A 24,907-nucleotide genomic window follows, 5' to 3' on the forward strand; every position below is an offset into this window, starting at 1 on the left:
CATGTCGAACCCCTTCGAGGACCCGGACGGCACCTACCTCGTGCTCGTCAACGGCGAGGGCCAGCACTCGCTGTGGCCGTCCTTCGCCGACGTCCCCGCCGGCTGGACCGTGGCCAAGGACGCGGACACCCGGCAGGCGTGCCTCGACCACATCACCGAGAACTGGACGGACATGCGGCCGAAGAGCCTGATCGAGGCCATGGGTGAGTGAGGGGGGCTGGGGACCGCCCCCGGGCGCCGAGCTGGAGATCGCCGCGGTCACCGAGTGGACGATGGAGATGCGGGACGCGGCCGACCTGCGCCCCGCGCCGCTGCCCGGCGTCGAGATGACGTTCACCCTTGCCGCGCTGCCGTCCGCCGACGTCAACCGCGCCCTGTACGCGGCGGTCGGCGCCCGCGTGTGCTGGACGGACCGCTTCCCGTGGTCCTACGAGCGGTGGCTGTCCTGGGTCGAGCGCCCCGAGCTGTCCACCTGGATCGCGATGGCCGAGGGCACCGTCGCGGGCTTCTTCGAGATCGAGGCGCAGCCGGACGGCGACACCGAGATCCACCTGCTCGGCCTCACGCCCGCGTTCGTCGGCCGCGGCTACGGCGGCTACCTCGTGGAGCAGTGCACCCGCCGCGCCTGGCAGCGCGGCGAGCTGTGGGCGCCGGACGCGGGCCCCGCGTCGCGGGTGTGGCTGCGCACCAGCAGCCTCGACCACCCGAACGCGATCGCGAACTACCGGCGCCGGGGCTTTAAGGTGGCGGCGGAGACGACCGCGCCCAAGCTCGTGCCGGATCCGCGGGTCGCGCCGTGGCCGCTGCCCCACGACCCCCGGACGGCCTCCCGGCGGCACGAGGAGGAGGAGTTGATCACGTGACCTGGTTCCGCTGCGCCGAGACGCGGCCGTGGGCGTCGATGCGGCTGTTCTGCCTGCCGCACGCGGGCGGGTCGGCGGTGTTCTACCGGCCGTGGGCCAAGGAGATCAGCCCGGCCGTGGAGGTGCACGCCGTCCAGTACCCGGGCCGCGCCGACCGGATGGGGGACGCGCTCGTCACCGACGCGCACCAGCTCGCCCGGCTGATCGCCGGCGCGATGGCGCCGCTGATGGACCGTCCCGCCGCGCTGTTCGGGCACAGCATGGGCGCCGTCCTGGCCTACGAGGTGGCGCGGCTGCTGCAGGAGCGCGGCAGCGCCCCGGTGCACCTGTTCGCGTCCGGGACGCGGCCGCCGGACGACCGCGGCGGCGACCGCCGCGTCTCCGACCTCGACGACGACGGCGTGGTCGCCGAGATGGTCGAGCTGGGCGGCACCGACGCGGAGGCGTTGCGGGAGCCGGAGCTGCGCGAGCTCGTCCTGCCGTACGTGCGCAACGACTTCGCGCTGATCGAGGACTACGCGCACCGGGCCGGGACGCGGCTCACGGTCCCGATCACCGCGATCGTCGGGGACTCCGACGCGCACGTGTCGCCGGAGCAGGCGCGGGGCTGGGCGCGGGCCACCGACGGGCGGTTCGCGCTGAAGGTGCTGCCCGGCGGCCACTTCTACCTCGCCGACCGGCAGTCGGAGGTCATCGCCGAGGTGCTGCGCACCCTGGAGGTGCCCGCCGGCTGACCCCCGGCACGGCGGACGGGCCGCCCCCACGGAGTCCGGGTGGGGACGGCCCGCCCTTTCACGGTGCCGTCCGCTCGGGGAGCGGCGGCATCAGTAGACGCTCAGGCCGTAGCGGCTGAGCGGCTCGGTGACCGGCTGGAAGAAGGTCGTCCCGCCGGAGGAGCAGTTGCCGCTGCCGCCGGAGGTCAGGCCGAGCGCGGTGGACCCGGCGAACAGGGAGCCGCCGCTGTCGCCGGGCTCGGCGCACACGGTGGTCCGGATGAGGCCGCTGACGCTGCCCTCCTGGTAGTTCACCGTCTGGTTGAGCGCGGTGACCCGGCCGTTGTGCAGGCCGGTGGTGCTGCCGCTGCGGTACACGGTCTGCCCGACCGCGGCGTTCCCGGCGCTCGTGATGTCGCGAGTGCCGGACCCGTACAGGCTGACGCTGCCCTGCGTGTCGGTGGGCGTCGAGGTGTACTGCACGACCCCGTAGTCGTTGCCGGGGAAGCTGCTGTACACGGTGCGGCCCAGCGTCCGGCCCGAGCTGTCGGTCCAGGTCGTGCCGATGTTGGTGCAGTGCCCGGCGGTGACGAAGTAGTACGTGCTGCCGGACCGGACGTTGAAGCCCAGCGAGCAGCGCGCGCCGCCCGTGTAGATGGCCTCGCCGCCGCGGGTGAACTTCTGGAACTTCCCGGCGACCCGCTCGGTGCGGACGGCCGCGCCCTGCTTGGCGGCGGCGGCCTTCACCTTCGTGAGCCTGGCGCCCGTGACCGTGCTGTCCATGCTGAGCACGACCTGGTTGGACGCCGGGTCGACGGCCCAGGCGGTGCCCGGGACGGTCGCCTCGCGCTTCAGCGCCGCCATGACCTTGTTCAGGTCGGCGCCGCTGCGCGACACGGTCTGCGGCACCGCGCCGGCGGCGCGGACCGCCTGCGCGGCCTGCGCGCCGGTGACCGTGACGACCAGCTGTCCGCCCTTGAGGTAGGAGCCGGCGGACTGGGAGCCGAGCTGGTGCGCGAGCGAGGTGGCCAGCGTGCCGGGCGCCGCGGGAGCTGCGGGCGCGGCGGGGCTGGCGGACGCGGCGGGAGCGGCCGCGAGGGTGGCGGCCACGAGACCGGCCGCGGCCGTGGTGACGGCGGCGGCGGCGCGCCTGTGACGGTTGTTCACTTGTGCCTCCAGCGGGGGGATTGGCGCACCCTTGTGGTGCGCCGGAGGTCTTGGACATGGTGTAAGACCGGCAAGGCGGACGAAAGACGCAGAAGGTGACTAATTACGACCGCGCGCGTTGTCACCCTGGAGGCGTGCGCGTGGTCAGTCGGGCCGCGTCCGCCCGCACCCCGGGAAACCGAACGCGATTATGTTTCGGGATGGGCCGGGCGGCCACTGGGCCTCCCCGGCGCGGCGTTCCGCACGTACAGTCGGGATGACGGGGGATCGGGCCGACGACGCGGATCCCCCCGCCCCCCGGTTCCCCGGCACGGGAGTGCCCCATGGGTGTCGAGATCCGGGTGGAAGGACTGCGGAAGTCGTTCGGGCGGCAGGTCATCTGGGAGGACGTGTCGCTCACGATCCCGGCGGGCGAGATCTCCGCGCTGCTCGGGCCGTCCGGCACCGGCAAGTCGGTGTTCCTGAAGAACCTCGTCGGGCTGCTGCGCCCCGACCGCGGCCACGTCTACGTCGGCGGCGGCGACGTCCCCCGGCTGCGCGAGCACGAGCTCTACGAGATGCGCCGCCAGTTCGGCGTGCTGTTCCAGGACGGCGCCCTGTTCGGCTCCATGAACATCTACGACAACATCGCCTTCCCGCTGCGCGAGCACACCAAGAAGGGCGAGTCGGAGATCCGGCGCATCGTGCTGGAGAAGATGGACATGGTGGGCCTCAGCGGGTCGGAGGACAAGCTGCCCGGCGAGATCTCCGGCGGGATGAAGAAGCGGGCCGGGCTCGCCCGCGCCCTCGTCCTGGACCCGCAGATCATCCTGGCCGACGAGCCGGACTCGGGCCTCGACCCCGTCCGCACCGCCTACCTCAACCAGCTGTTCGTCGACCTCAACACCGAGCTCGGCGCCACCTTCCTCATCGTCACCCACGACATCGGCACCGCCCGCGTCCTGCCGGACAACCTCGGCCTGCTGTTCCGCCGCGGCCTGGTCATGTTCGGGCCGCGCGAGATGGTGCTGTCGAGCACGCACCCGGCGGTGCACCAGTTCTTCAACGCGCGCCGCGAGGGCCCCATCGGGATGGCCGAGGAGCGGGACGCCGCCGACACCGCCGCCGAGCCGCGCACCCCGCCGATGCCGGCGCCGATCCAGCCGCAGCTCATGCCGAGCGACGGCCGGATGCGTCCCGCGATGCGGCGCCCCGGCGCGTGGCTGCGCGAGCACGGCATCACCCCGCCGCCCGGCTCGTTCGTCGACGAGCAGGGCCGCGACTGGCTCAACGACTGGGACGCCCTGGCGGCGCAGCGCCAGTGGCGCCCCTAGCGGGCGGGCCGCTCCGGGAAGGTCCTGAGGACGACCGGGCCGAGCAGGCCGGAGGTCCGCTGGCCCGCGAAGACGAAGTGGGTGGGGCTCGTGTCGTCGAGGCGGGGGGCGAGGGTGCCGTAGACGGTGACCTCGATCTCGTTGCGGCCGGCGCGCAGGGCGGGGCCGAGGTCGAAGGCGTACGGGGAGCAGATCCGCACGCCCGCCGCGCGCCCGTTCACCGCCACCTCGGCGGTGCCGCGGACGCGGCCGAGGTCGAGTTCGGCCGCGCCGGGAGCCGCCGGCAGGTCCAGGACGCGCCGGTAGCGGACGCCGCCGCTGTATCCGGCGAGCCCCGCGTCCTCCCAGTCGCCGAGCTCGATCGTGCCCGCGCCGGCGGTGAACGCGACCGGCCCCGCGAGCGCCGCGCCCCCGCGGTGCTCCGGACGGGTCCGCAGCCGCAGTTCGGCGGTCGCGGCCGGCCGCGCGCCGCCGGGGAGTTCGAGGTCGAAGCGCCCGGCGCCGTCGTGCGCGGCGGGGAGCGGGACGCCGTCGAGGAGGACGGCGGTGACCTCGGCCCGCGCGGTGAAGCGCATCCGCGCCGCGCCCGGCGGCACCGCGAAGCGCAGCCGCTCGGCCCCGGGCGCGGCGCCGGGGTCGGCGAAGGCCGCGGGCAGGACGGCGCCGTCGCCCGGGGCGTCCTCCAGCCAGTGCGCGCCGGGCAGCGGATGCGGGCGGCGCCGCAGGTGGAGGGCGGCGGGGTCGCCGGTCTGCGCCCGCCGGGGCACGACGGGCGCCGCGGCGTCGTCGCGGGTCGCGGTCCAGCCCGCGCCGGACACGACCGGGCCGTCCACCAGCACCGCCGCCGCGCTCCCGCCCTCGGTGAGGACGAGGGTGAGGCGGGCGCCGGGCGCGTCCGGCAGGTCGTAGCGGCCGACGCGGGGCGCCGCCTGCTCGGCGTAGGGGTCGAAGCCGCCCTGCCGGCCGATCTCCGCCCCGTCGAGCAGCACGCGGCACGGGGACGCGGACGCCACCTGCAGGACGGACGGGCCGGTGCCGTCCGGCAGCCCGGCGGTGAAGGCGACCCGCGCGCCGGGGCGCGGGGCCCCGCCCGCGGTGATCCACTCGGGCCGGACGCAGCGCGCCGGGTCGGTCGCGACGGACACGTGCCCGCGCAGCCGCACGTCCTCGTCGGGGACCAGGCGGATCTCCAGCAGGTGCTCGCCCGGTGAGAGCGGTTCCACGGCCACCGCGAGGTAGCCGCGGTCGTCGAGCGCGACCTCGGTTTCGTCCACGAGGAGCGTCTTGGCGGCGGCGAAGCCGAGCACGGGGAAGCCGCCTGGGGCGGGCACGGTCACGCGGGTGCGCAGCACCACCGCCTGACCGGCCGCGACGTCGCCGAAGTCGAGGAACTCCTCGGGCACGTGCCCCTTCGGGCCGAGCACCTGCCGGTGGACGGGGTCCTTGCGGATGCCGCGGGTGTCGGAGTAGACGACCGGCTGCCACTCGCCCCCGGCGGACCAGCGCCCGTGCGGGCCGAACGTCGCGTAGGCCGGTGTCCACTCGGGGTCGTCGTCCGCGCGGTGCCAGAGCTGCCAGCGCTCCAGCGGCGCCATCTCACCGGCGGGGCGGGCGAAGTCGCCCCAGGTGTTGTCGAGCGTCGGCACCAGTTCCATGTCCCAGGTGGAGCCGAGGTCGAGTTCGGTCGCGGGGCGGCGCGGGACGGGCGCCGCCGCCTCCTCCGGACGGGCCGTGCCCATGCCGGAGCCCGTGCCGGGGAACACCAGCAGCGCGGCGGGGCCGTCGTCGAACGGCACGACGACCTCCGTGTCCGGGCCCGCCGGGGTCGCGGGCAGTTCCCGGGGCGGGCCCCCGAACGGGCTCACCAGGTACACCGGGCCCGTCACTCCGCGGACCCGGACCGGCATGTCGCGGTGGTAGCGGCCGGGGTCGAAGTCGTAGGTCACGTCCAGCCAGCCGAGGTCGATGCCGCGCTCGCCGGGGCGGCCGACCGACACGCGCGACGCCATCGACTCGGCCGCCGTCACGAACACCACCGTCGCGCCGTCCACCTCGCGGACCAGGGCCGGGACCGGCGCCTCGACCCGCCGCGCGGACTCCAGCACCGGGCCGAGCGCGGCGGCGTCCGGCACCGTCTCCAGGAGTCCGGCCAGCCGGGCGACGGCCTCGCCGGCGCCCGGGTCGCCGACGCCGTGCCGGGGCGGCGGGCCGACGGCCACCACCCGGCCGCCCGCCTCGATCAGCGCGACCAGCCGCCGGGCCGTCTCGCCTTCGAGGACCGTGCAGGCGGGGAGCAGCACCGTCCCGTAGGACTCGTCCGCGACGTTCAGCCGGCCGTCCGCGACCGCGGCGCGCTGGACGGAGTCGTCGTCGACGACGTCGGCGTCCACGCGGAGCCGGTCGAGGGCGCCGGGCACCATCTGGAACCACGCCATGTCGCCGGTCAGCGCCCGGTACGTCTCCTGGGCGAGGGCGGCGGAGGCGTCCACGCCGTCGAGCCGCGTGCCCGCCTGGGCGGTCGCGGTCGGGAACAGCACGGCCGTGTCGCAGACATGGCGGCCGAGCGACAGGGCCGCGCACAGCCGTGCGACCGCGTCGGCGAAGACCCGGTGGTGCGGCCAGTAGGGCTGCCGCCAGTCGGTCGAGGGCGGCGCCCACTCCCACCAGCCCGCCTTGGTCGAGTAGTAGACCGCGTGCGGGTTGTAGAGGGTCGCGCCGGCGCGCAGCCACGGCAGCAGCCAGTCGAAGGTCTCCTCCAGCGTCCCGCCCCACCCGCTGGAGTGGAACGCCTCGATCCACACCCGGTCCCGGCCGTACAGGTGGGCCAGGGACGCGTGGATCCGGGCGTCGCCGTGGTGGTCGGAGCCGGGCGCTCCGAACCAGCGGTGCGTGCGGGCGTAGTCGGCGTACAGGCGCACGCCGTCCACCGGGTGCCCGGCGCGGGCCGGGTCCTGCTGGTCGCAGCCGTGCAGCAGCCCGTGCCGCTCGTGCCATTCGGCCAGCGGCCGGAAGAACGCCTCCTCGGCCAGTTCCGCGCGGGTGAGGTGGTAGTCGCGGCGCACCTCGCCCGCCTCCGCGCCGCCGCCGTCCTTCCACAGGGCCGGCAGGTGCGGGGTCGGGTCGTAGCCGCGGCGGGCGGCGAACTCCGCCGCGAACCCCTCCGTCCAGGTCGGCAGCGCGGGCAGCTCGTCCTGGAAGGACCCGGCGATCACGCTGCCGAAGCGGTGCCCGAGCCGCCGCTCGAACTCGCCGTGGACGCGGTCGAGCAGCTCCGCGCACGCCGCCGCCGACAGGTAGTCGAAGCCGCGCGCCGACGTGCCGCCGTCCGGCTCCAGCCACTGCCCGGCGAACCCGGGGGCGTCGCGCACCAGCCGCGCCTGGAGGTCGGCGCCGGAGAAGCCGAGCTGGTCGTAGAACCACAGGGACGTCCCGAGCCGGGCGGCGTCCTCGCACACCCCGTCGAGCAGCTCCCACCAGGCGTCGGTGAAGAACGCCGGGTCGTCGGCGTCGGAGCCGAACATCGGGCCGGACGGCGCCAGGTTGAGGATCACCAGGTTGTGCACGCCGCCCGCGGCGAAGCGCTCCAGCTGGTCGCGCAGCCGCCGCTGGTCGAGCCGCTCGCCGCTCCACCACCAGATGGGCGCGGGGGAGTACGCGCGCGGCGGCGCGTCCAGCACCGCCCGGAGCCGCTCCGGAATCACCGGGCTCATCCCTTCAGCCCGCTCGCGAAGCCCTTGATGACGTAGCGCTGCAGCACCAGGAACACCGCCAGGATCGGCAGCGAGGCCAGCACCAGCCCGGCGAACACGAGCCCGTTGTCCGAGACGTACTGGCCGACGAAGGAGAAGATCTTCACCGGGACCGTCTCGCGGGTCGAGCCGCCGAGGTACAGCAGCGGCGTGAAGAAGTCGTTCCAGATGAACACCGCGTTGAGGATCAGCACGGTGCCGGTGATCGGCCGCAGCAGCGGGAACACCACCCGGGTGAACGCCTTGACGTGGCCCGCGCCGTCGATCAGCGCGGCGTGCGCGTAGTCGGCCGGCAGCGCCCGGATGAACCCCGTGTAGAGGAAGATCGTGAAGGGCAGCTGGATCCCGGTGTAGAAGATGATCATCGCCGGGTAGGAGCCGAGCAGCCCGGCCCCGTCCACCAGCTTGAACAGCGGGATCATGCCGAGCTGGAACGGCAGCACGATGCCGAGCAGGAACAGCACGTACAGGCCGTAGCCCAGCCGGGACGCCTGCCGCGACAGGAAGTACGCGGCGAACGAGCCGATCGCGATCAGCGCCAGCAGGCTCACCACCGTGATCACCGTGCTGTTGAACAGCGCCGGGCCGAGCTCCGCGCGCGTCCAGGCCGCGGAGTAGTTGTCCAGCGCCGGGTCCGACGGCAGGGCCAGCGGCGACTCGGCGACCGCCCGCTGGTCCTTGAGCGACAGCGTGACGAGGGCGTACACGGGGAACAGGAAGGCGACGGCGACCGCGATCATCACCAGTTCCAGCCCGAACGTCCGCAGCCCGTACCGCACGTTCACGCGCTCACCTCCCGGCCCCTCAGGTAGTGGATCTGCACCATCGACACCGCCGCGACGAACAGCGCCAGCACCAGCGCGATCGAGGTGCTGTAGCCGTAGTTGCCGAAGACGAACGCCTGCTTGTACAGGACGGTCGACAGCGTCTCGCTGGCGTGCCCCGGCCCTCCGCTGGTGGCGGCGTAGACCTGGTCGAACAGCTTGAGGCCGCCGATCGTCGACAGCATCAGGTTGATCGTGACGGCGGGCGCCAGCATCGGCCACGTCACGTTGCGGAACCGCTGGAAGCGGCCGGCGCCGTCGATCATCGCGGCCTCGTGCAGCTCGGCGGGCACCCCCTCCAGCCCGGCCAGGAAGATCACCATGGAGTACCCGGCGAACTGCCAGATCACCATGCCCGCGACCGACCACAGCGCCAGCGACGGGTCGCCCAGCCAGTCCTGCCGCAGCGCGCCGAGGCCGACCGCGCCGAGGACGCCGTTGAGCCCCGCGCCGGGCGCCGGGTTGTAGATGTACTTCCACAGGAACGCGACCATCACCGGGCTGACCACGGCCGGGGCGAAGAACACCACGCGCAGCACGGTCCGCGACTTGATCTTGGCGTGCACGCCGAGCGCCAGCAGCAGCCCGATCCCGTTCTGGACGAACACGATCGCCACGGTCAGCAGCAGCGTGTTGACCAGGGAGCCGCGCGCGGCCTCGTCGCGGAACAGCCGGGTGAAGTTGTCCAGCCCGTTGAAGCTGCGCTCGCCGAGGCCGTTCCAGTCGGTGAAGGCGTACACGACGCCGCTGATGCTCGGGTAGAGCACCACCAGCGCGTAGACGGCGAGGGCGGGCGCCGCGAACCACCACGGCGGGGACAGGAAGCGGGCGCCCCGCCGCCGGCGGCGGCCCGGCGCGCCCGGCGGCGCGGCGGACTTCACCGGGGCGGGGCGAGTGGTCGAGGTCACGGGTCAGTTCTTCCGGTAGGTCTCGTCCAGCTTCTTCAGCGCCGCGTTCACCGACGTCTTGCCGCCCAGCAGCTCCTGCACGACCGCGAAGTGGGCCGGCTGGACCTCGGCGTTCGGCCACGCCTGGTCCATGAACGGCACCGCCTTGTTGCCGTCGATGAACGGCAGGAACGGCTCCAGCACCGGGTCGATCTTGGACGTGGAGTCGCGGCTGAGCGGCACGCAGGCGACGGTCTCCGCCCACCGGTTCATGTTCCGCTGCTCGCCGAGGAACTCGATGAACGCCTTGGCGTCGTCCACGTTCTTGCCGCGCGCGCTCACCCCGAGGCCGACGACGACGCCCGCCGGGATCCACACCTGGCCCGCGTCGTCGGCCCCGGGCACCGGGAACATGCCGAGGTCGGCGGCGTCGGCGGCGGACTTGCGGAAGTCGGGCAGCACGGCCGACACCTGGATCGCCATCGCGGCCTTGCCGGTGGCGACCATGGCGGTCTGCTGCTCGAACGTCGTGCCGTTGGGGTTGTCGTTGAAGTACCCGCGCTTCTGCAGCTCCAGGTACATCTCGAAGGCGTCCGCCCAGCCCGAGCCGGCGAAGCTCGCCGACCCCGCCTGCATCTGCTCGTCGAACTTCGGGTTCTTGGCGTAGACCGTGGACGGGACGAGAGCGTAGGTGATCAGCTGGGTCACCCACTGGGTCTGCGCGCCCAGCGCGATCGGCACCTTGCCCTTCTTCTTGATCTTCTCGCAGACCTCCAGGAACCCCGACCACGTGGTGGGCGGCTCGACGCCGGCCTCCTGGAAGACCTTCTTGTTGTAGACGGCGCCGATGACGCTGGACCCGGCGGAGTAGATGTAGGTCTTGCCGCCGTTCTGGAACGCCGGCTTCAGCCCGGCCGGGATCCGCTTCGCCCATGCCTGGTCGCTCAGGTCGGCCAGCAGGCCCGCCTGGGAGATCTGCGCCATGCTCATCGCCGAGCCGTTGCCCGGGTACACCACGTGCACGTCGGGGGCGTTGCCCGCGCCGAGCTGCGTGCGCACCGAGGTCTGCACCTGGTCGGTGGGCGCGTAGGACGCGTTGAACTTGCTCTTAGTGTACTCCTTGATCAGCAGGTCGAGCGGCTTCTGCTGGTCGGCGACCCCGACCAGCCGCAGCGAACCGCCGCCGCCCGAACCGGACGTCCCGCCGCAGGCCGCCAGCGCTCCCATGGCGGCGACGCCGCCGGTCAGCCCCAGGAAGCCGCGGCGGCTGAGCCCCGTAGACGATGTCATGAGTCCTCCTCGAATCGCGGCCCTGCGCCGCGATGGCTGTGCGCGGCCGGGGCCGCCGGTGTGAGCGCGGCCCCCGGATCCGGCGCGGTGAAGCGGTAGTCCCCCGAGGACACCCGGCAGCGGAGCGTTCCGTGCTCGGCGCCGAGGACGTCGATCCCGGCGGCGTCGGCCACCGGGACCCCGCTCTCGCGCACGCCGCCGGGATCGCCGGCGGGCACGTGCACGATCGCGGTGGCCCCCGGCGGCACGCCGACCTCCAGCCGCAGTTCGCCGTCCGCCCGCGACCAGGCGGTCCGGACGGTGCCGCGCACCGACTCGTAGGCGGCGCGCGCCCAGTCCAGCCCGCCGGGCCGGGGGTGGACCAGCAGCTCGCGGTAGCCGGCGGAGCCGGCCGCCTGGCCCAGCCCGGCGACGCCCTGGTAGAGCCATTCGCCGATCGAGCCGAGCGCGTAGTGGTTGAAGGAGTTCATCGCCGCGGCCTGGAAGCCGCGCTCCTCGGTGTAGCCGTCCCAGCGCTCCCAGATCGTGGTCGCGCCGTGCCGCAGCGGGTGCAGCCAGGACGGCGGGTCGGTCCTGCGCAGCAGCGCGTGCGCGAGGTCGGGCCGCCCGCACTCGTCCAGCACCGGGGCGAGCAGCCCCACGCCGAGGAAGCCGGTGGTGGTGCCGGGCCCCGCCGCCTCGACCAGTGCGGCGAGCCGGTCGGCGGCGGGCCGGACGAGGCCGTCCGGCAGCAGCCCGAACGCCAGGGCGAGCAGGTAGCCGGTCTGGGTGTCGCCGGAGACCCGGCCGTCCGGCGCGACGAAGTGCTCGGCGAACGCCGCGCGGACGCGTGCCGCGAGCGCGCCGTACCGCTCCGCGGCGTCGCGCCGGCCGAGGACCTCGGCGGCGCGGGCGGTGAGGTCGGCGCTGCGGGCGAAGTAGGCGGTGGCGACGACCTCGCGCGGCGTCGGCTCGGGGGCGAGCCAGTCGGCGAAGTGCGGCCCGACGCGGTACCGCCACACCAGGTCGGGGTTGTGCCGGTGGACGTGGTCGACCCAGGCGCACATGGCGTCGAGGTTGCTCTCCAGGAAGCGCTCGTCCCCGTACACGCGGTACAGGTGCCAGGGGACGATGACCCCGGCGTCGCCCCAGCCGGGGGCGCCCTCGTCGGCGACGCCGGCGAGGCGCGGCGCCACGTTCGTGAACGCGCCGCCGGGCGACTGGGCGCCGCGGACCTCCCGCAGCCAGCCGTCGAAGAAGGCGGCGACGTCGGCGTTGAGGCAGGCGGTCGGCAGGAACACCTGCGCGTCGGCGAGCCAGCCGAGCCGCTCGTCGCGCTGCGGGCAGTCCGTGGGGACGCTGACGAAGTTGGAGCGCTGCCCCCAGCGGATGGCCCGGTAGAGGCGCTCGACGTCCGGGTCGGAGCAGGCGAACTCGCCCGTCCACGGGGTGTCGTTGTGCAGGACGACGCCGGTGATGTCGGCGGCGTCCAGTTCGGCGAGGCCCGTGACCTCCGCGTAGCGGAACCCGTGGTAGGTGAAGCGCGGCTCGAACACCGCCTCGGGGTCGTCGCCCGCGATGAGCACGTCCGTCGCGTCGGCGGTGCGCAGGTTGTCGGTGTAGAGGGCGCCGTCGCCGTCCAGGGCCTCGGCGTGCCGGACCACCACGCGCGCGCCCGGTGTCAGGCCGCGGGCGCGGAGGCGGACGCGGCCGGCGAAGTTCTGGCCGAAGTCCACCAGGTGCCGGTCGCCGCCGGTGCGGGTGACGGTGCGGGCGGGCAGTTCCTCCACGGCGCGGACCGGCGGCGCCACCGACGCGGTGAGCAGGCCGTGGTCGGCGCCGGTGACCTGCGCGGGCCGCCAGTCGCCGGCGCCGCCGAACCCGGGCCGGTCCCAGCCCGGGGTCTCGCGGCGCAGGTCGTGGCACTCGCCCTTCAGCAGGTCGGCGTACCGGACGGGGGAGCGGCGGGTGTGCCAGTCCCCGCCGGTGGCGATGACCTCGTGGCGGCCGTCGGCGTGGTCGAGGTGCAGCTCCGCCAGCAGCTCCGGGAACGCTCCATAGTGGGCGCCGAGGCGGCGCGGGTCGAAGCCGACGAAGCCGCTCCACCAGCCGTCGGCGAGCGTGCAGGCGAGCACGTTCTCGCCGGCGGCGACGAGCGCGGTCACGTCGTGGACCTGGTAGTCGACGCGGTCGCGGTAGTCGGTCCAGCCGGGCGCGAGTTCGGCGTCGCCGGCGCGGCGGCCGTTCAGCCGCATCTCGTACAGGCCGCGGGCGGTGACGTACAGGCGCGCGCGGACGGGCGCGGCGCCGGCGTGGAACGCGCGCCGCAGCCGGATCGCGGGCTGCAGGCCGTGGTCGGCGAGGGCCAGCTCGCCCTCCTCGGGCGCGTCCACCACGTCGAGGTCGCCGGTGTCGTGGGTGATCCAGGACGCCCGCCAGGCCGCGGGGCCGAGCAGCCCGGTCTCGAACCAGGAGGCCGCGGCGGCGGTCGCGCCGTCCCCGGCGGTGACGGCGACCTCCCAGCGGTAGCGGGTGCGGGGGCGCAGCGGCGCGCCCGCGTAGCGGACGGACACCGCGTCCGGGTCGGCGACCTCGCCGGTGTCCCAGACCTGCGTCCCGGCCTCGGCCTCGGGGGCGCCGTTGGGGACGGCCCAGACGCGCACCCGGTACCGGGCCTGCGCGTCGCCGCGCCGGGGGGAGGAGAGCCGCCACGCCAGCAGCGGGGCGGGCTCGTCGATGCCCAGCGGCTCGGTCAGGTGCGCGCAGCGAAGGCCGTAGGGCGCCAGTGCCGCGGTGCGGTCGCCGCTCATGCCTCCGCCTCCGTTCGTTTCGTTGTCATGCGGTTTTAACACTTATCGATGTGAGATGGAGCGTAGAGATACCGAGATTGGGTGTCAAGATGTCAGGTAGATCACATTGGCGCATCCCGGTGTTTCCGGCATCTGCCACGGTCACACCGCCTGCGACAGGGAATGTTCAGGCAGGTGCGCCCGCGCGTGAGTGCGGTAGAACAGGGTGCGATAACAACGTGAACGAGTGTTATAAACCGGCGCGCCAGCGCTCGCGAGCGGTCTCCACGCGCGCCAGGTAGTCCCGGTACTCCGCGTCGTGGAAGGCGGCCCGCGCCGCGTCCGGGTCGCGCACCGACGCGGGGCGCGTCCACGCCGCCGCATCCAGCCCGTGGCCGCCCGCGAGCACCGCGCCCCGGGCCCCGGCCTCCTCGGCGGCGACCCGCAGCGGGCGGCCGAGGACGTCGGCGAACAGCTCCAGCCAGCGCGCGCTGCGGGTGCCGCCGCCCGCCACCGACAGCGCGCCGCGCAGCCCGGCGGCGTCCAGGCAGTGCCGCGCCGCGTAGGCGATGCCCTCGCAGGTCGCCCGCACCAGGTCGGCGGTGGTGGTCTCCAGGCTGACCCCGGTGATCTCCGCCCGCGCCGCCGGCTCGACGAACGGCGCGCGCTCCCCCGAGGGGGAGAAGAACGGCAGCACCCGCACGCCGCGCGCCCCCGGCGGCGAGGCGGCCAGCAGCGCGTCCAGGTCGCGGTGGGACGCGCCCACCCGCGCCAGCACCCATTCCAGCGCCGCCGTGCCGACCATCGCGGGCATGCCGCGCAGCCACCGGTCCGGGTGGCCGGTGGCGAAGTGGAACCCGGTCGGCGGCCCGTCCAGCGCGGGCTCGTCCACGACGGCCAGGCAGGCCAGCGTCGTCCCGATGATCAGCAGCCCGTCGCCGGGCTCGGTCACCCCCGCCCCGAGGGCGCAGGCGGGCACGTCGAAGGGGCCGGACGTGACCGGCGTACCGGCCGGCAGCGGGACCCCGTCGAGCGGGACGCCCCGCGGCAGCGGCGCGGCGACCGGCGCGAGCAGGTCCGCCCGGTGCGACAGCCCGCAGGCCGCGAGGGCGCCGGGATCGTAGTCGCGCCTGCGGGGATCGAGGAACGGCACCGAGGCGTCGCTCGCGTCGGTGGCGCGCACCCCGGTGAGCCGCTGGAACACGACGTCCTTGCAGTAGGCCGCGGTGGCGGCGGCGTCGAGCGCGGCGGGCTCGTGCCGGTCCAGCCAGGCGAGCAGCGGCGCCGGGCAGCCGGGGAACAGCGCGTTGCCGGTGCGCGCGAAGACCTCCGCCGCGACGCCGCTCGCCGTCCACTCGGTGACGATCGCGGCGGCGCGGCCGTCCATCCAGGAGATCGCGGGGCGGACGGGCCGGGCCCGCCCGTCGACCAGCCACACGCCGTCGCCCTGGCCGGTCACGCCGGCGGCCCGCGGCCGCCGGCGCGCGGTGAGCGCGCCGAGCACCTCCAGGGCGGCCGCGACGACCTCCTCGGTGTCCTGCTCGACCCGGGCGTCGCCGCGCAGCGTGCGGGCCGGGCGCGACTCGACGGCCAGGGCGCGGCCGTCCTCGTCGAACGCCGCGGCCTTCACCACGGACGTGCCGACGTCGATCCCGACGTACATCGTCGACCTCCTCGTCTGCTCGGAGCGGGGACCGCTCCCCGGCGGCGGGGCCGGGTCAGCCCGGGTTGAGGCAGTGCGCCAGCGGCTCGCCCCGGTGCAGGCGGCCGACCTCGGCGGCGACGATGCGGGCCGCCCGCTCGGCCACCGCGCGGGACGCGCCGCCCAGGTGCGGGGTCATCACGACGCCCGGCAGCCCGAACAGGCGCGAGCCGGCGGGCGGGGGCTCGACGGCGAAGGTGTCCAGGCCGGCGCCCATCAGGTGGCCCGACTCCAGCGCGTCGCACAGCGCGTCCTCGTCCACCAGCGGGCCACGGGCGCAGTTCACCAGCACCGAGCCGGGCGGCATCAGCGCCAGCTCGCGGGCGCCGATCATGCCGCGGTTCTCCGGGGTGAGCCGGGCGTGCAGGGAGACCACGCGGGAGCGGTGCAGCAGGTCGTCCAGACTCGCGGCGAAGCCGCTCCGGGGGGTGTGGGGAGTCGACCCCCCTCGAACACCGCTCATGTCGGCGCCGCCCGGCAGGTACGGGTCGTAGATCTGGATGTCGGCGCCGAAGCCCTCCAGGATGCGGGCAACCCGGCCGCCGACGGCGCCGCCGCCGACCAGCCCGACGGGCGTCCCCTCCAGTTCCAGGCCGGTCGCCTCGTAGGTGTAGTAGCGCCCGCCCCACTCGCGGCGGCCCGCCAGCGCGGCGTGGGTCTCGGGGATGCGGCGCAGCACGGAGAGCATCAGCCCGACGGTGTACTCGGCGGTCGCGGTCGCGTTGCGGCCCGGCGCGTAGCAGACCCGCACGCCGTGCGCGCTCGCCGCCTCCAGGTCGACGTTGACGGGCCCGCCCCGCGCGACGGCCACGAGGCGCAGGCCGGGGGAGTTGCCGAGGACCTTGGCGGTGACGGGGGCCATCTGGGTGACGCACGCCTCCATGCCGGCCAGCGCGCCGATCATGGTGTCCTCGTCGCCGGACGCCTCGTCCACCTCGGCCACCGGGCCGAACGGCACCTCCGGCCACGGCAGTTCCAGCCGGCGGACCTCGGCGGCCCCGCCGAGCTCGGCGTCCAGCGCGCCGGCCAGCAGGTCCGGCAGGACGAAGCGGTCTCCCGCGGCAAGGACTCTCATCGCGTCACTCTCATGGGGGGCGTCTCCCGTCGGGGGTCTCGGGTGTGCGGGCACGGGGCCCGGGCGGTCAGGTGGCGGCCACCTCGTAGGCGACCTTGTGCTCGTCCAGGTCGCGCAGGACCTCGCCGCTCGCGCCGTCGTCGACGATGACGCGCTCGAACGCCGACAGCGGCGCCACCCGGTGCAGCGCGACGCGGCCGAGCTTGGAGTGGTCGACCAGCAGCACGTTGCGCGCGGCGGCGTCGAGCATGGCCCGCTTGACCGACACGATGTGCTGCTCCTGGTGGTAGGCGAACCCGCCGGAGACGGCGGAGGTCGACACGAAGCACAGGTCGACGTGGAGCGAGGTCACGGCGTCCACGCAGGGGACGCCGAGGAAGGAGTCGTGCAGCGAGTCGTACTCCCCGCCGAGCGCCATCAGCCGGATGCCGCGCTCGCGGGCCAGCAGGTTGGTGGTCTCCAGGAAGTTGGTGACCACCGTCAGCGGGGTGATGCCGCCCAGGCGGCGGGCCAGCGCCAGGGTGGTGGTGGAGTCGTCGAGCATCACCGCCATGCCGGGCTCCACCAGTTCGGCGGCCTTGGCGGCGATCGCGTCCTTGGCGGGCCGCATCGACTTCATGCGGTAGGCGACGTTGCTCTCGAACACGCCGGAGGGCTGCGCGGTGACGCCGCCCCGGTACTTGCGGACGATGCCCTGCCGCTCCAGGTCGTCGAGGTCGCGGTGGATCGTCATGAGGCTCACGCCGAACCGCTCGGCCAGGTCCCCGGCGGTGACCGAGCCCGCGGACAGCACATGGTCGGCGATGGCCTGGCGGCGCGCGTCCGGCCCGCGCCGGCCGCTGATCTCCTTCGTCATGCTGCGATCCTCTCGCGGCCGCCCGCCGGGGACCGGCGATCCGCCGCCCGCACGGGCGATATCAACGTCCGTGATCTTAACAACCATCACCTCAGGTCGATCGAGCTTGTCGCACCGGAACCCACCACGTCAACCCCGTCTCGGCGTCCGCGTAGCCCCATTGGAGCGATAACAAGGGGTTGTTACGATGCTCTGGCGCTATAAGTTAACATCCCAGAACGATAAAACTAGGGGGAGTGCTGTGCGAACTGGCGCGTCCGGACCGGTGTGGGTCGGCGTGGACGTCGGAACCCAGGGGGTGCGGGCGCTCGCCGTCACCGCCGACGGCCGGGTGGCGGGCCGCGGGTCGGCCCCCCTCGCCGGGCGGCGCGACGGCGCGCGGCACGAGCAGCGGCCCGCCGACTGGTGGACGGCCGTCACCCTCGCCCTCCGGGAGGCGCTGCGCGACCGGCCCCCGGAGGCGGTGCGGGGCGTGGCGGTGTGCTCCACCTCCGGCACCGTGCTCCTCACCGACCGGGACGGGCGGCCGCTGACCGGCGGGCTCATGTACGACGACGCACGGGCGTCCGCCGAGGCCCGCCGCGCGCAGGAGGCGGGCGCCGAGCTGTGGGAGCGGCTCGGGCACCGCATCCAGCCGTCCTGGGCGCTGGCGAAGGTGCTCTGGCTGGCGCGCACGCGGCCCGGCGGCCTCGCCGGCGCCCGCCTCGCCCACCAGGCCGACCTGGTCACCTCCCATCTGGTCGGGACGCCGGTCGCCACCGACTCCAGCCACGCGCTCAAGACCGGCTACGACCTCCTCGGCGAGCGGTGGCCGCGCGACCTGCACGACCGGCTCGGACTGCCCGCCGCCCTGTTCCCCGAGGTCGTCCGGCCCGGGACGGTGCTCGGCGAGGTCGGGGCGCGGGCCGCCGCGGAGACCGGGCTGGCGGCGGGCACGCCGGTGGTCGCGGGCATGACCGACGGGTGCGCCGCGCAGCTCGGCTCGGGCGCCCTGCAGGTCGGCCGGTGGAACTCGGTGCTCGGCACGACCCTGGTCCTCAAGGGCGTGTCGGACGCGCCCGTCCGCGACCCGGCCGGGGTCATGTACAGCCACCGCGCGCCGGACGGGGCCTGGCTGCCCGGCGGCGCGTCCAGCGTGGGCGGCGGCGTCCTCGCGGGCGTCGCGGACCTGCCCCGGCTGGACGCTTTGGCCGCCCGCCACGAGCCGTCGAGCGCGGTCGCCTACCCGCTGGTCTCGCCCGGCGAGCGGTTCCCGTTCCTCGCGCCGCAGGCGGAGGGCTTCATGCTCGGCACGCCCCGCGACGAGGGCGACCGGCACGCGGCCCTCCTCCAGGGCGTCGCGCTGGTCGAGCGGCTGGCGCTGGCCTACGTGCGCGGGCTCGGCGCCGCCGTCGAGGGGCCGGTGACCTTCACCGGCGGCGCGGTGCGCAGCGACTACTGGAGCCGGCTCCGCGCGGACGTCCTCGGCCGCCCGGCCCGGATCCCCGAGCACGCCGACGCCGCGCTCGGCATGGCGGTCCTCGCCGCCTACGGCACCGAGCCGGGGCGCTCGCCGGCCGAGGTCGCCGAGTCGATGGTGCGGATCCGCACGGTCGTCGAGCCGCGCCCCGGCATGGCCGAGCGCTTCGCCGTCCCGTTCCGGCGGCTCGTCGACGAACTGGAGCGCCGCGGCTGGCTACCCTCCGAGGCGGCCGCCCACGCACGGGAGCACGGGTAGCGGACATGGGGCAGAGCATGGGGGAGAAGAGCGTGAGCACCACCTTGTACGTCGTCCGGCACGGCGAGACCGAGTGGCACGCGGAGAACCGGTACGCGGGCGTCAGCGACGTCGGGCTCACCGAGACGGGCCGGGAGCAGGCCGAGCGGCTCGGCCGGTGGGCGGCAGGAGCCGGCGTGGACGTCGTGTGGGCCTCGCCGCTGCGCCGGGCGCGGGCGACGGCGGCCCCGGCGGCGGCCGCCCTCGGGCGGACGCTCGCGATAGACGGCGACCTGGCCGAGGTCGACTTCGGCGCCGCCGAGGGCCGCACCCTGGCCGAGCTGGCGCCGGCGGAGGTGGCGGCCTTCCGCGCCGACCCGGTGCGCGGGGCGTTCCCGGGGGCCGAGGACCCGCGCAAGGCCGTCGAGCGCGGGACGGCGGTGCTGCGCCGCATCGCCGCCCGGCACTCGGGCGAGCGGGTCCTCGTGGTGACCCACAACACGCTGCTGCGGCTGACGCTGTGCGGGCTGCTCGGCATCGCGCCGTCCGCGTACCGCACGGTGTTTCCGCAGGTCCGCAACTGCGCGGTGACCGAGCTGCGGGTGACCGGCGGCACCGCGGCCCTCATGGCCTACAACGTGCCCACCGGGTAGCCACGCCGGGTCGGGAACGGGAAGATGGTCCGGTGACGCTCCTTTTGACCCGTTCGGACCTCGAAGCGCTGCTCGACCCCGCCGCGTGCCTCGACGCGCTGCGCCGCGGCTTCACCGCCGCCTCGGACGGGACGCCCGCGCACCGGACGGTCGCGAAGCTGCCGGGCCAGGGCACCGCGACGGCGCTGCTGCCGGGCCTGGTCCAGGACATCCCCGCCTACACGGTGAAGGTCAACGCCAAGTTCCCCGGGAGCCGTCCCGCGCTGCGCGGCGTCGTCTGCCTGCACGACCTCGGCACGGGCGAGCTGCTGGCGCAGCTGGACTCGGCCACCGTGACCGCGTGGCGCACCGGCCTCGCCGCCGCGCTCGGCACCCACGCGCTGGCCCGCTTGGACGCCGGCACTGTCGCGGTCATCGGCGCGGGGGCGCAGTCCGAGCTGGTCATGCGCGGCCTGGCGGAGCTGCGGGAGGTGAGCGGCCTCACCGTGTGCGACCTGGACGCCGGCCGCGCCGCCGCCTTCGCCGAGCGGCACGGCGCCCGGCTCGGCGTGCCGGCGGGCGTCGCCGCCGACCCGCGCGACGCCGTCCGGGACGCCGGGATCGTCGTCATGGCGACCTGGGCGCGCCGCCCCCTCCTGCACGCCGCCGACGTGGCGCGCGGCACCCACCTCACCTCGCTCGGCGCGGACGAGCCGGGCAAGGCCGAGCTGGGCGCCGACCTGCTGGAGGGCGCCCGGGTGGTCGTCGACGACGTCCCGCTCGCGGTCGAGATGGGCGTGCTCGCCGGCGCGGGCCTGGACGTCAAGCACGCCGCCGGGACGCTCCGCGACCTGCTGCGCGGCGAGGTGCCCGGCCGGGTGAGGCGCGGCGAGGTCACCGTGTACGCGCCGGTCGGGCTGCCGTGGCAGGACCTCGCGCTGAGCTGGGCGGCCTACCGCGCGGCCCGCGCCGCCGGCGCCGGCATGGAGTTCGACTTCCTCCACTGATCAGGTGTGTGCCGGAGATTTCGCGGAATACACCACCGTGGAATGCTCTATCCGTATCTATCCGTATCTATCCGGTTCTTTACAATGACGCCATGAATAGTGTTGACTCCACTCGGTTAGAAGATGGCCGCCTTCCGTCAAGGTGACTCGATGGAACCTCTTTTTCGCGCTGTCCGTATACCCCGATTACCCGCACGGCCCCCTCCGTGCGCGGCGACTTCGAATGGCGTTCAGTAATGACGTTTTTCCAGGGCCACTGTGGGTGGCTGGCCAATGGAGACGAAAATGATTCGGATTCTTCTCGCCGAGGGGGCACCCCTCCTCCGCGGCGGGCTGGTCGCGATGTTCGAAGGGGTGAGAGACCTCGACGTCGTCGCCGCGATCGGCTGCGGCGACCAGGTCCTGCGCACCGCGCGCAGTCAGCGGCCCGACGTCGCCCTCATCGACGTCGGGCTCCCCGGACTGGACGGCTTCACCGCGGCCCGCGCGCTGCGCGAGGCCGTCCCCGAATGCAGCACCGTCCTGCTGGCCGGCCGCCGCCGCACCGGCGACCTGCGGCGCACGGTGGCGGCGCGCGCGTCCGGCCTGGTGCTGAAGAGCACCTCGCCCGGCGACCTGGTGGACGCGATCCGGCGGGCGGCGGGAGGCGCCCGCGTCATCGACCCCGACATGGCCTTCACCGAACTGGGCTCCGCGCAGAGCCCGCTCACCGAGCGCGAGATCGAGGTGCTCGCGCTCGCCTCACGCGGCGCCTCCGCCGCGCAGATCGCCGAGGACCTCGTCCTGACGATCGGCACCGTCCGCAACCACCTGTCCCGCATCAACCGCAAGATCGGCGCCCAGAACCGGGTGCAGGCCATCCGGATCGCCGAGGAGGCCGGATGGCTGTGAGCCCGCCTCCCACCGCCCGATGAGGTCCCGGTAGAGCGGGCACACGGCGGGCAGGTCGGCGTGCCGGCCGAGGTACGGGCGGGTCCCGTCCAGGACGAGGACGCGGCGCGCGCGCACGGCGGAACTGATCCGATGGGCGATGACGATCAGTGTGCCGCCGCGCCGCGCGAACGCCTCCTCCGCCCGTGCCTCGGCGGCGGCGTCCAGCCGGTAGGCGGCCTCGTCCAGGATGACGAGCGGCTGCGGCGCGAGGTAGGCCCGGCACAGCGCGATGAGCTGCCGGTCCGCCTCCGCCAGCGCGCCCGACTCCAGCCGCGCGCCGAGGCCGCCGAGGTCCCGGACGAGGCCCGCGGCGCCGAGCGCGTCCACCGCCCGGCCGACCTCCTCCGGCCCGGCCTCCGGCGCGTAGTAGGCGAGGTTGTCGTGCAGGGAGCCGCTGAACACGTACGCCTCCTGCGGGATCAGCACCCGCCCGGCCGGATCGCCCGCCGCCCGCCCCGCCACGAGCACCTCGCCCTCGCCCGGTGCGGCGAGGCCCGCGATCAGCGCCGCCAGCGTCGACTTCCCGATACCGCTCGGCCCCACCACCGCCAGATGGTCGCCCTGCGGCACGACCAGGTCGAGGCCCTCGATCACCGGCCGCGCGCCGGGCCCGTAGGCGAACGTCACCCCGCGCAGCTCCACCGCGGGCGCCCCGGCGACGGCCGGGGCGCGCGGCGGCTCCACCGCCTCGGGCGCGCTCGTCTCCAGGATGCGCCCAAGCGTCACCGCCAGCCGCAGCCCGCTGCCGCCCATGCCCTGCACGAGCGTCCGCAGCGCGGGCTGGAGCCCGTGCAGAACGTACGTCAGCGCGCCGATGACCGTCCCCGGCGTGGCCCCGCGCCGCATCAGCCACGGCGCCGCCGCCAGGACGAGCAGCAGCGGCAGCCATCCGCTCACCGCCAGGGACACCGCCCGCAGCGCCGCGAACCGCGCCACCGCGCGCCCGGCCGCCGCCTGCGCCTCCACCGCCGCGCCGAGCTCCGCCTCCAGCGCCTCCTCGCCGCCGCACGCCACGGCGTCCCGCAGCCCCTCGGCCAGCGCCGCCGTCCGCTCGGCGATGTCCTCCTCGCCGACCACGAGCGCCCGCTGCCGGACGGCCGCCGCCCCGAACAGCGCCCCGAACAGGACCAGCCCCAGCACCAGCGGCGGCAGCACCAGGAGCACCACCTCCGGCATCATCGCCAGCAGCCCGAGCAGTGCCGCGCCCGCCGAGAACACGAAACCGCGCGCCACGACGAGCAGCCCGCCGAACGTGTCCCGGATGATCTCCACCTGGTGCGTGAGCCGCGCCACGGCCCCGGTGTCGGGCCGACCTCGCAGCGACCGGTGCAGCGCCCCGGCTGTGACGCGCCGCACCAGGTCGTCCCGGAACGGCTCCACGATCGCCGCCAGCGCCGGGTACAGCCGCCGGCTCCCGACCGCGCCCGCGCAGGCCGCCGCCGCGAGCATGCCGAGCCACGCCAGGGCGTCGCGGGTCCGGCCCGTCCGGAACGCGTCGACCGCCTGCCCGACGGCCAGCCCGAACAGCGCCGTCGGCGCCACCTCGACCACCGACCACGCGCAGGCCCGCGCCACCGCCCGCCGCCGCGCCCGGAGCACCTCCCCGACCGTCCTCCACAGGACCCGCGCCGCCTCCCGCCTGCCGTTCACCGCGGTTCCTCGGGGGCGGTGAAGACGGCGCGGTAGTCGGGGTCGCGCCAGAGGTCGGCGTGCGGGGCCAGGGCGCGGAGGCGGCCGTCGTCCAGCCAGGCGACCAGGTCGGCGCGGGCGGCGGTGGACGCGCGCTGCGCGATGATCAGGCGGGTGCGGCCGGCGAAGCGGGTCAGGACGGCGTCGGTGATCTCCATCTCGGTGACGGTGTCGAGGCTGGAGGTGGCGTCGTCCAGGACGAGGACGCGGCCCGCGTGCGCGAAGGCGCGGGCGAGGCCCACGCGCTGCAGTTCGCCGCCCGACATCGGCGCGTCCGCGAGGGGCGTGGCGTAGCCGGCGGGCAGCCGGCGGATGAAGCCGTCGGCGCGCGCGGCCCGCACGGACTCGCGCAGCCACGCGTCCGGCGGGCGGGACGGGCCGAACGCGAGCGCGTCCCCGACCGTCGCGCCGAACAGCGCGGGCCGGGCGAACGCGTAGCCGATCTCGCGCCGCAGCGCGGACCGGCTGAGGCGGGGGAGCGGCACGCCGTCCAGCAGGACCTCGCCCCGGTCGGGGTCGGCGAGGCGCCCGGCGAGCGCGGCGAGGCCGGAGCCGGCGCGGCCGACGACGGCCACGGCCCGGCCGCCGGGGACGGTGAGGTCGAGGCCGTCCAGCGCGCCGCGCGCGGTGACGCCGCGGAACTCCAGGCGGCCGGGGCCGGGCGGCGCGCACTCCGGGCCGTGCGCGGGCGCGGGCAGTGCCAGGATCTCGGCGGCGCGGCGCGCGCCGGCGCGGGCGCGGGCGAGCCGCAGCACCTGGGTGAGGACGGGCCCGAACCCGGCGGCGAGCCCCGCGTACTGGACGGCCGCGACCAGCTCGCCCGGCGTGATGCGGCCCGCCGCCAGTTCCGCACCGGCGGCGCCGACCGCCGCGATCTGGAGCAGCAGCAGCGCCAGCAGGCCCCGCGCGGCGACCCCGCCTTGGACGCGCCACATCGTCTCGCCCTCGGCGCGGAGCCGGGGAAGGGGGTCCAGGATGCGCGCCGTCTCCCGCCCGGCGGTGCCGGCGGCGGCGATGGTGCGGGCGCCGCCGAGCGCCTCGGCGAGGCGGCCCGCGATCGTGCCCTGCACGGCCAGGTAGCGGGTCGCGGACGCGGTGATGTCGCGGACGAACGCCCGCATCAGCAGCGCCACCGCGGGCAGCGCGGCCCCGACCGCCGCCGCGAGGCGCCAGTCGATGAGGGCGAGCGCGGCGAGCGCGCCGGCGGCGGGCAGCAGCCCGGCGGCGGCCTCGGGCGCGGCGGCGGGCGCGACCCCCGCCTCGGCGGCGCCGCCGACCGCCCGTCCCGCCACGTCGCCCGGCGGGACGCGCAGCGCCGGCCCGACGGCGAGCAGGTGCCGGACGAGGGCGTGCCGGATCCAGGCCGTCGCGCGGGCGGCGGCACTGCCGGCCGCCAGCTCCGACAGCACCTCGGCGGCGGCGGACACCGCGACGAGCGCGGCGCACGGCCACAGCGCGGCGGTCGCGGGGGGACCGCCGGGCGGGACCGCGTCGACGGCGCGGGCCAGCGCGAACGGCAGCAGCAGCGCCGCCGCCGCGTCCGCCAGCGCCGCCGCGGCGACGAGCGCCGTCCAGCCGCGGGCGCGCCCGGCGGCGCGCAGCAGGAGCCGGTCCGGGCCGGGGGATGCGGTCATGGTCGCCTCCATGCCGAGGGCGGGGGGGGGGGGGGGGGGGGGGGGGGGGGGGGGGGGGGGGGGGGCGGGGCGGCGGGGGCGCGGGGGGGGGGGGGGGGGCGGTGGGGGA

18 protein-coding genes and 1 pseudogene are annotated in these 24,907 nt (G+C 75.6%); 8 read left to right on the forward strand and 11 right to left on the reverse strand.

Going from position 1 to position 24,907, the window contains the following annotated elements; translation table 11 throughout:
• The first annotated feature begins 1 nt into the window (after position 1).
• Genes ACGFI1_RS12610 through ACGFI1_RS12620 form a run of 3 tightly spaced genes read left to right on the forward strand, consistent with a single transcriptional unit; the run spans position 2 to position 1,597 of the window.
• Positions 2-211: an MbtH family protein gene (locus ACGFI1_RS12610; RefSeq protein ID WP_138635693.1), complete on the forward strand. Its 210-nt coding sequence runs from the start codon at positions 2-4 to the stop codon at positions 209-211.
• The gene (locus ACGFI1_RS12615) at positions 204-863 is read left to right on the forward strand and encodes a GNAT family N-acetyltransferase (RefSeq protein WP_364550960.1); all 660 of its coding nucleotides are present in this window, start codon (positions 204-206) and stop codon (positions 861-863) included. Before ACGFI1_RS12610 ends, ACGFI1_RS12615 begins: the two co-directional genes overlap by 8 nt.
• On the forward strand, positions 860-1,597 hold the full coding sequence (locus ACGFI1_RS12620) for a thioesterase II family protein (RefSeq protein WP_387070555.1): 738 nt from the start codon (positions 860-862) through the stop codon (positions 1,595-1,597). The genes ACGFI1_RS12615 and ACGFI1_RS12620 overlap by 4 nt, the downstream gene beginning before the upstream one ends.
• A 90-nt stretch (positions 1,598-1,687) precedes the next feature.
• Here ACGFI1_RS12620 and ACGFI1_RS12625 read toward each other — a convergent pair whose 3' ends face one another.
• On the reverse strand, positions 1,688-2,743 hold the full coding sequence (locus tag ACGFI1_RS12625; RefSeq protein WP_392785132.1) for a S1 family peptidase: 1,056 nt from the start codon (positions 2,741-2,743) through the stop codon (positions 1,688-1,690).
• Positions 2,744-3,066: 323 nt separating this feature from the next.
• Here ACGFI1_RS12625 and ACGFI1_RS12630 point away from each other — a divergent pair, with 323 nt between their 5' ends.
• Complete coding sequence (locus ACGFI1_RS12630) at positions 3,067-4,056, forward strand: ABC transporter ATP-binding protein (RefSeq protein WP_138635695.1); 990 nt, start codon at positions 3,067-3,069, stop codon at positions 4,054-4,056.
• On the opposite strand, the gene ACGFI1_RS12635 is transcribed toward ACGFI1_RS12630, so the two are convergent.
• From ACGFI1_RS12635 to ACGFI1_RS12670, 8 genes are all read right to left on the reverse strand, one after another.
• The gene (locus ACGFI1_RS12635; RefSeq protein ID WP_392785134.1) at positions 4,053-7,766 is read right to left on the reverse strand and encodes a glycosyl hydrolase; all 3,714 of its coding nucleotides are present in this window, start codon (positions 7,764-7,766) and stop codon (positions 4,053-4,055) included. The two genes, ACGFI1_RS12630 and ACGFI1_RS12635, sit on opposite strands and share 4 nt — an antisense overlap.
• Entirely contained in the window at positions 7,763-8,590 is an 828-nt protein-coding gene (locus ACGFI1_RS12640; RefSeq protein WP_240807377.1) for a carbohydrate ABC transporter permease, read from the reverse strand. The genes ACGFI1_RS12635 and ACGFI1_RS12640 overlap by 4 nt, the downstream gene beginning before the upstream one ends.
• Positions 8,587-9,537 (reverse strand): carbohydrate ABC transporter permease, encoded by a 951-nt coding sequence (locus ACGFI1_RS12645; RefSeq protein ID WP_386869662.1) that lies wholly within the window; start codon positions 9,535-9,537, stop codon positions 8,587-8,589. Before ACGFI1_RS12645 ends, ACGFI1_RS12640 begins: the two co-directional genes overlap by 4 nt.
• A 3-nt stretch (positions 9,538-9,540) precedes the next feature.
• Positions 9,541-10,806: an ABC transporter substrate-binding protein gene (locus tag ACGFI1_RS12650; RefSeq protein WP_392785136.1), complete on the reverse strand. Its 1,266-nt coding sequence runs from the start codon at positions 10,804-10,806 to the stop codon at positions 9,541-9,543.
• Positions 10,803-13,595, reverse strand: coding sequence for an alpha-L-rhamnosidase (locus tag ACGFI1_RS12655; RefSeq protein ID WP_392785138.1), 2,793 nt, complete (start codon positions 13,593-13,595; stop codon positions 10,803-10,805). The genes ACGFI1_RS12650 and ACGFI1_RS12655 overlap by 4 nt, the downstream gene beginning before the upstream one ends.
• Before the next feature lie 229 nt (positions 13,596-13,824).
• Entirely contained in the window at positions 13,825-15,237 is a 1,413-nt protein-coding gene (locus tag ACGFI1_RS12660; protein ID WP_392785140.1) for an FGGY family carbohydrate kinase, read from the reverse strand.
• Positions 15,238-15,292: 55 nt separating this feature from the next.
• Entirely contained in the window at positions 15,293-16,351 is a 1,059-nt protein-coding gene (locus tag ACGFI1_RS12665) for an NAD(P)-dependent oxidoreductase (RefSeq protein WP_392785142.1), read from the reverse strand.
• Positions 16,352-16,418: 67 nt separating this feature from the next.
• Positions 16,419-17,207 carry a DeoR/GlpR family DNA-binding transcription regulator gene (locus ACGFI1_RS12670; protein WP_138635701.1) on the reverse strand — a complete coding sequence of 263 codons (789 nt, stop codon included), beginning with the start codon at positions 17,205-17,207 and terminating at the stop codon, positions 16,419-16,421.
• A gap of 277 nt (positions 17,208-17,484) precedes the next feature.
• On the opposite strand from ACGFI1_RS12670, the gene ACGFI1_RS12675 reads away from it, so the two are divergent.
• The 4 genes and pseudogenes from ACGFI1_RS12675 to ACGFI1_RS12690 form a co-directional block, all read left to right on the forward strand.
• Positions 17,485-18,924, forward strand: a complete 1,440-nt coding sequence (locus tag ACGFI1_RS12675) for an FGGY-family carbohydrate kinase (protein WP_392785144.1) — start codon at positions 17,485-17,487, stop codon at positions 18,922-18,924.
• Positions 18,925-18,956: 32 nt separating this feature from the next.
• Positions 18,957-19,556 (forward strand): histidine phosphatase family protein, encoded by a 600-nt coding sequence (locus ACGFI1_RS12680; protein WP_301175276.1) that lies wholly within the window; start codon positions 18,957-18,959, stop codon positions 19,554-19,556.
• A 32-nt stretch (positions 19,557-19,588) separates the two neighbouring features.
• Complete coding sequence (locus ACGFI1_RS12685; RefSeq protein WP_392785146.1) at positions 19,589-20,542, forward strand: ornithine cyclodeaminase family protein; 954 nt, start codon at positions 19,589-19,591, stop codon at positions 20,540-20,542.
• Between the two features lie 285 nt (positions 20,543-20,827).
• A pseudogene (locus ACGFI1_RS12690) lies at positions 20,828-21,352 on the forward strand (response regulator transcription factor); the annotation flags it as partial.
• On the opposite strand, the gene ACGFI1_RS12695 reads toward ACGFI1_RS12690, so the two are convergent.
• Both ACGFI1_RS12695 and ACGFI1_RS12700 read right to left on the reverse strand, forming a co-directional pair.
• The gene (locus ACGFI1_RS12695) at positions 21,284-23,125 is read right to left on the reverse strand and encodes an ATP-binding cassette domain-containing protein (RefSeq protein ID WP_392785148.1); all 1,842 of its coding nucleotides are present in this window, start codon (positions 23,123-23,125) and stop codon (positions 21,284-21,286) included. The pseudogene ACGFI1_RS12690 and the gene ACGFI1_RS12695 sit on opposite strands and share 69 nt — an antisense overlap.
• The gene (locus ACGFI1_RS12700; RefSeq protein WP_392785150.1) at positions 23,122-24,798 is read right to left on the reverse strand and encodes an ATP-binding cassette domain-containing protein; all 1,677 of its coding nucleotides are present in this window, start codon (positions 24,796-24,798) and stop codon (positions 23,122-23,124) included. Before ACGFI1_RS12700 ends, ACGFI1_RS12695 begins: the two co-directional genes overlap by 4 nt.
• Between the last annotated feature and the right edge of the window lie 109 nt (positions 24,799-24,907).

Origin of the sequence: Actinomadura geliboluensis, assembly GCF_043197915.1 — a bacterium.
In the GTDB taxonomy this organism is placed as follows: domain Bacteria; phylum Actinomycetota; class Actinomycetes; order Streptosporangiales; family Streptosporangiaceae; genus Spirillospora; species Spirillospora geliboluensis.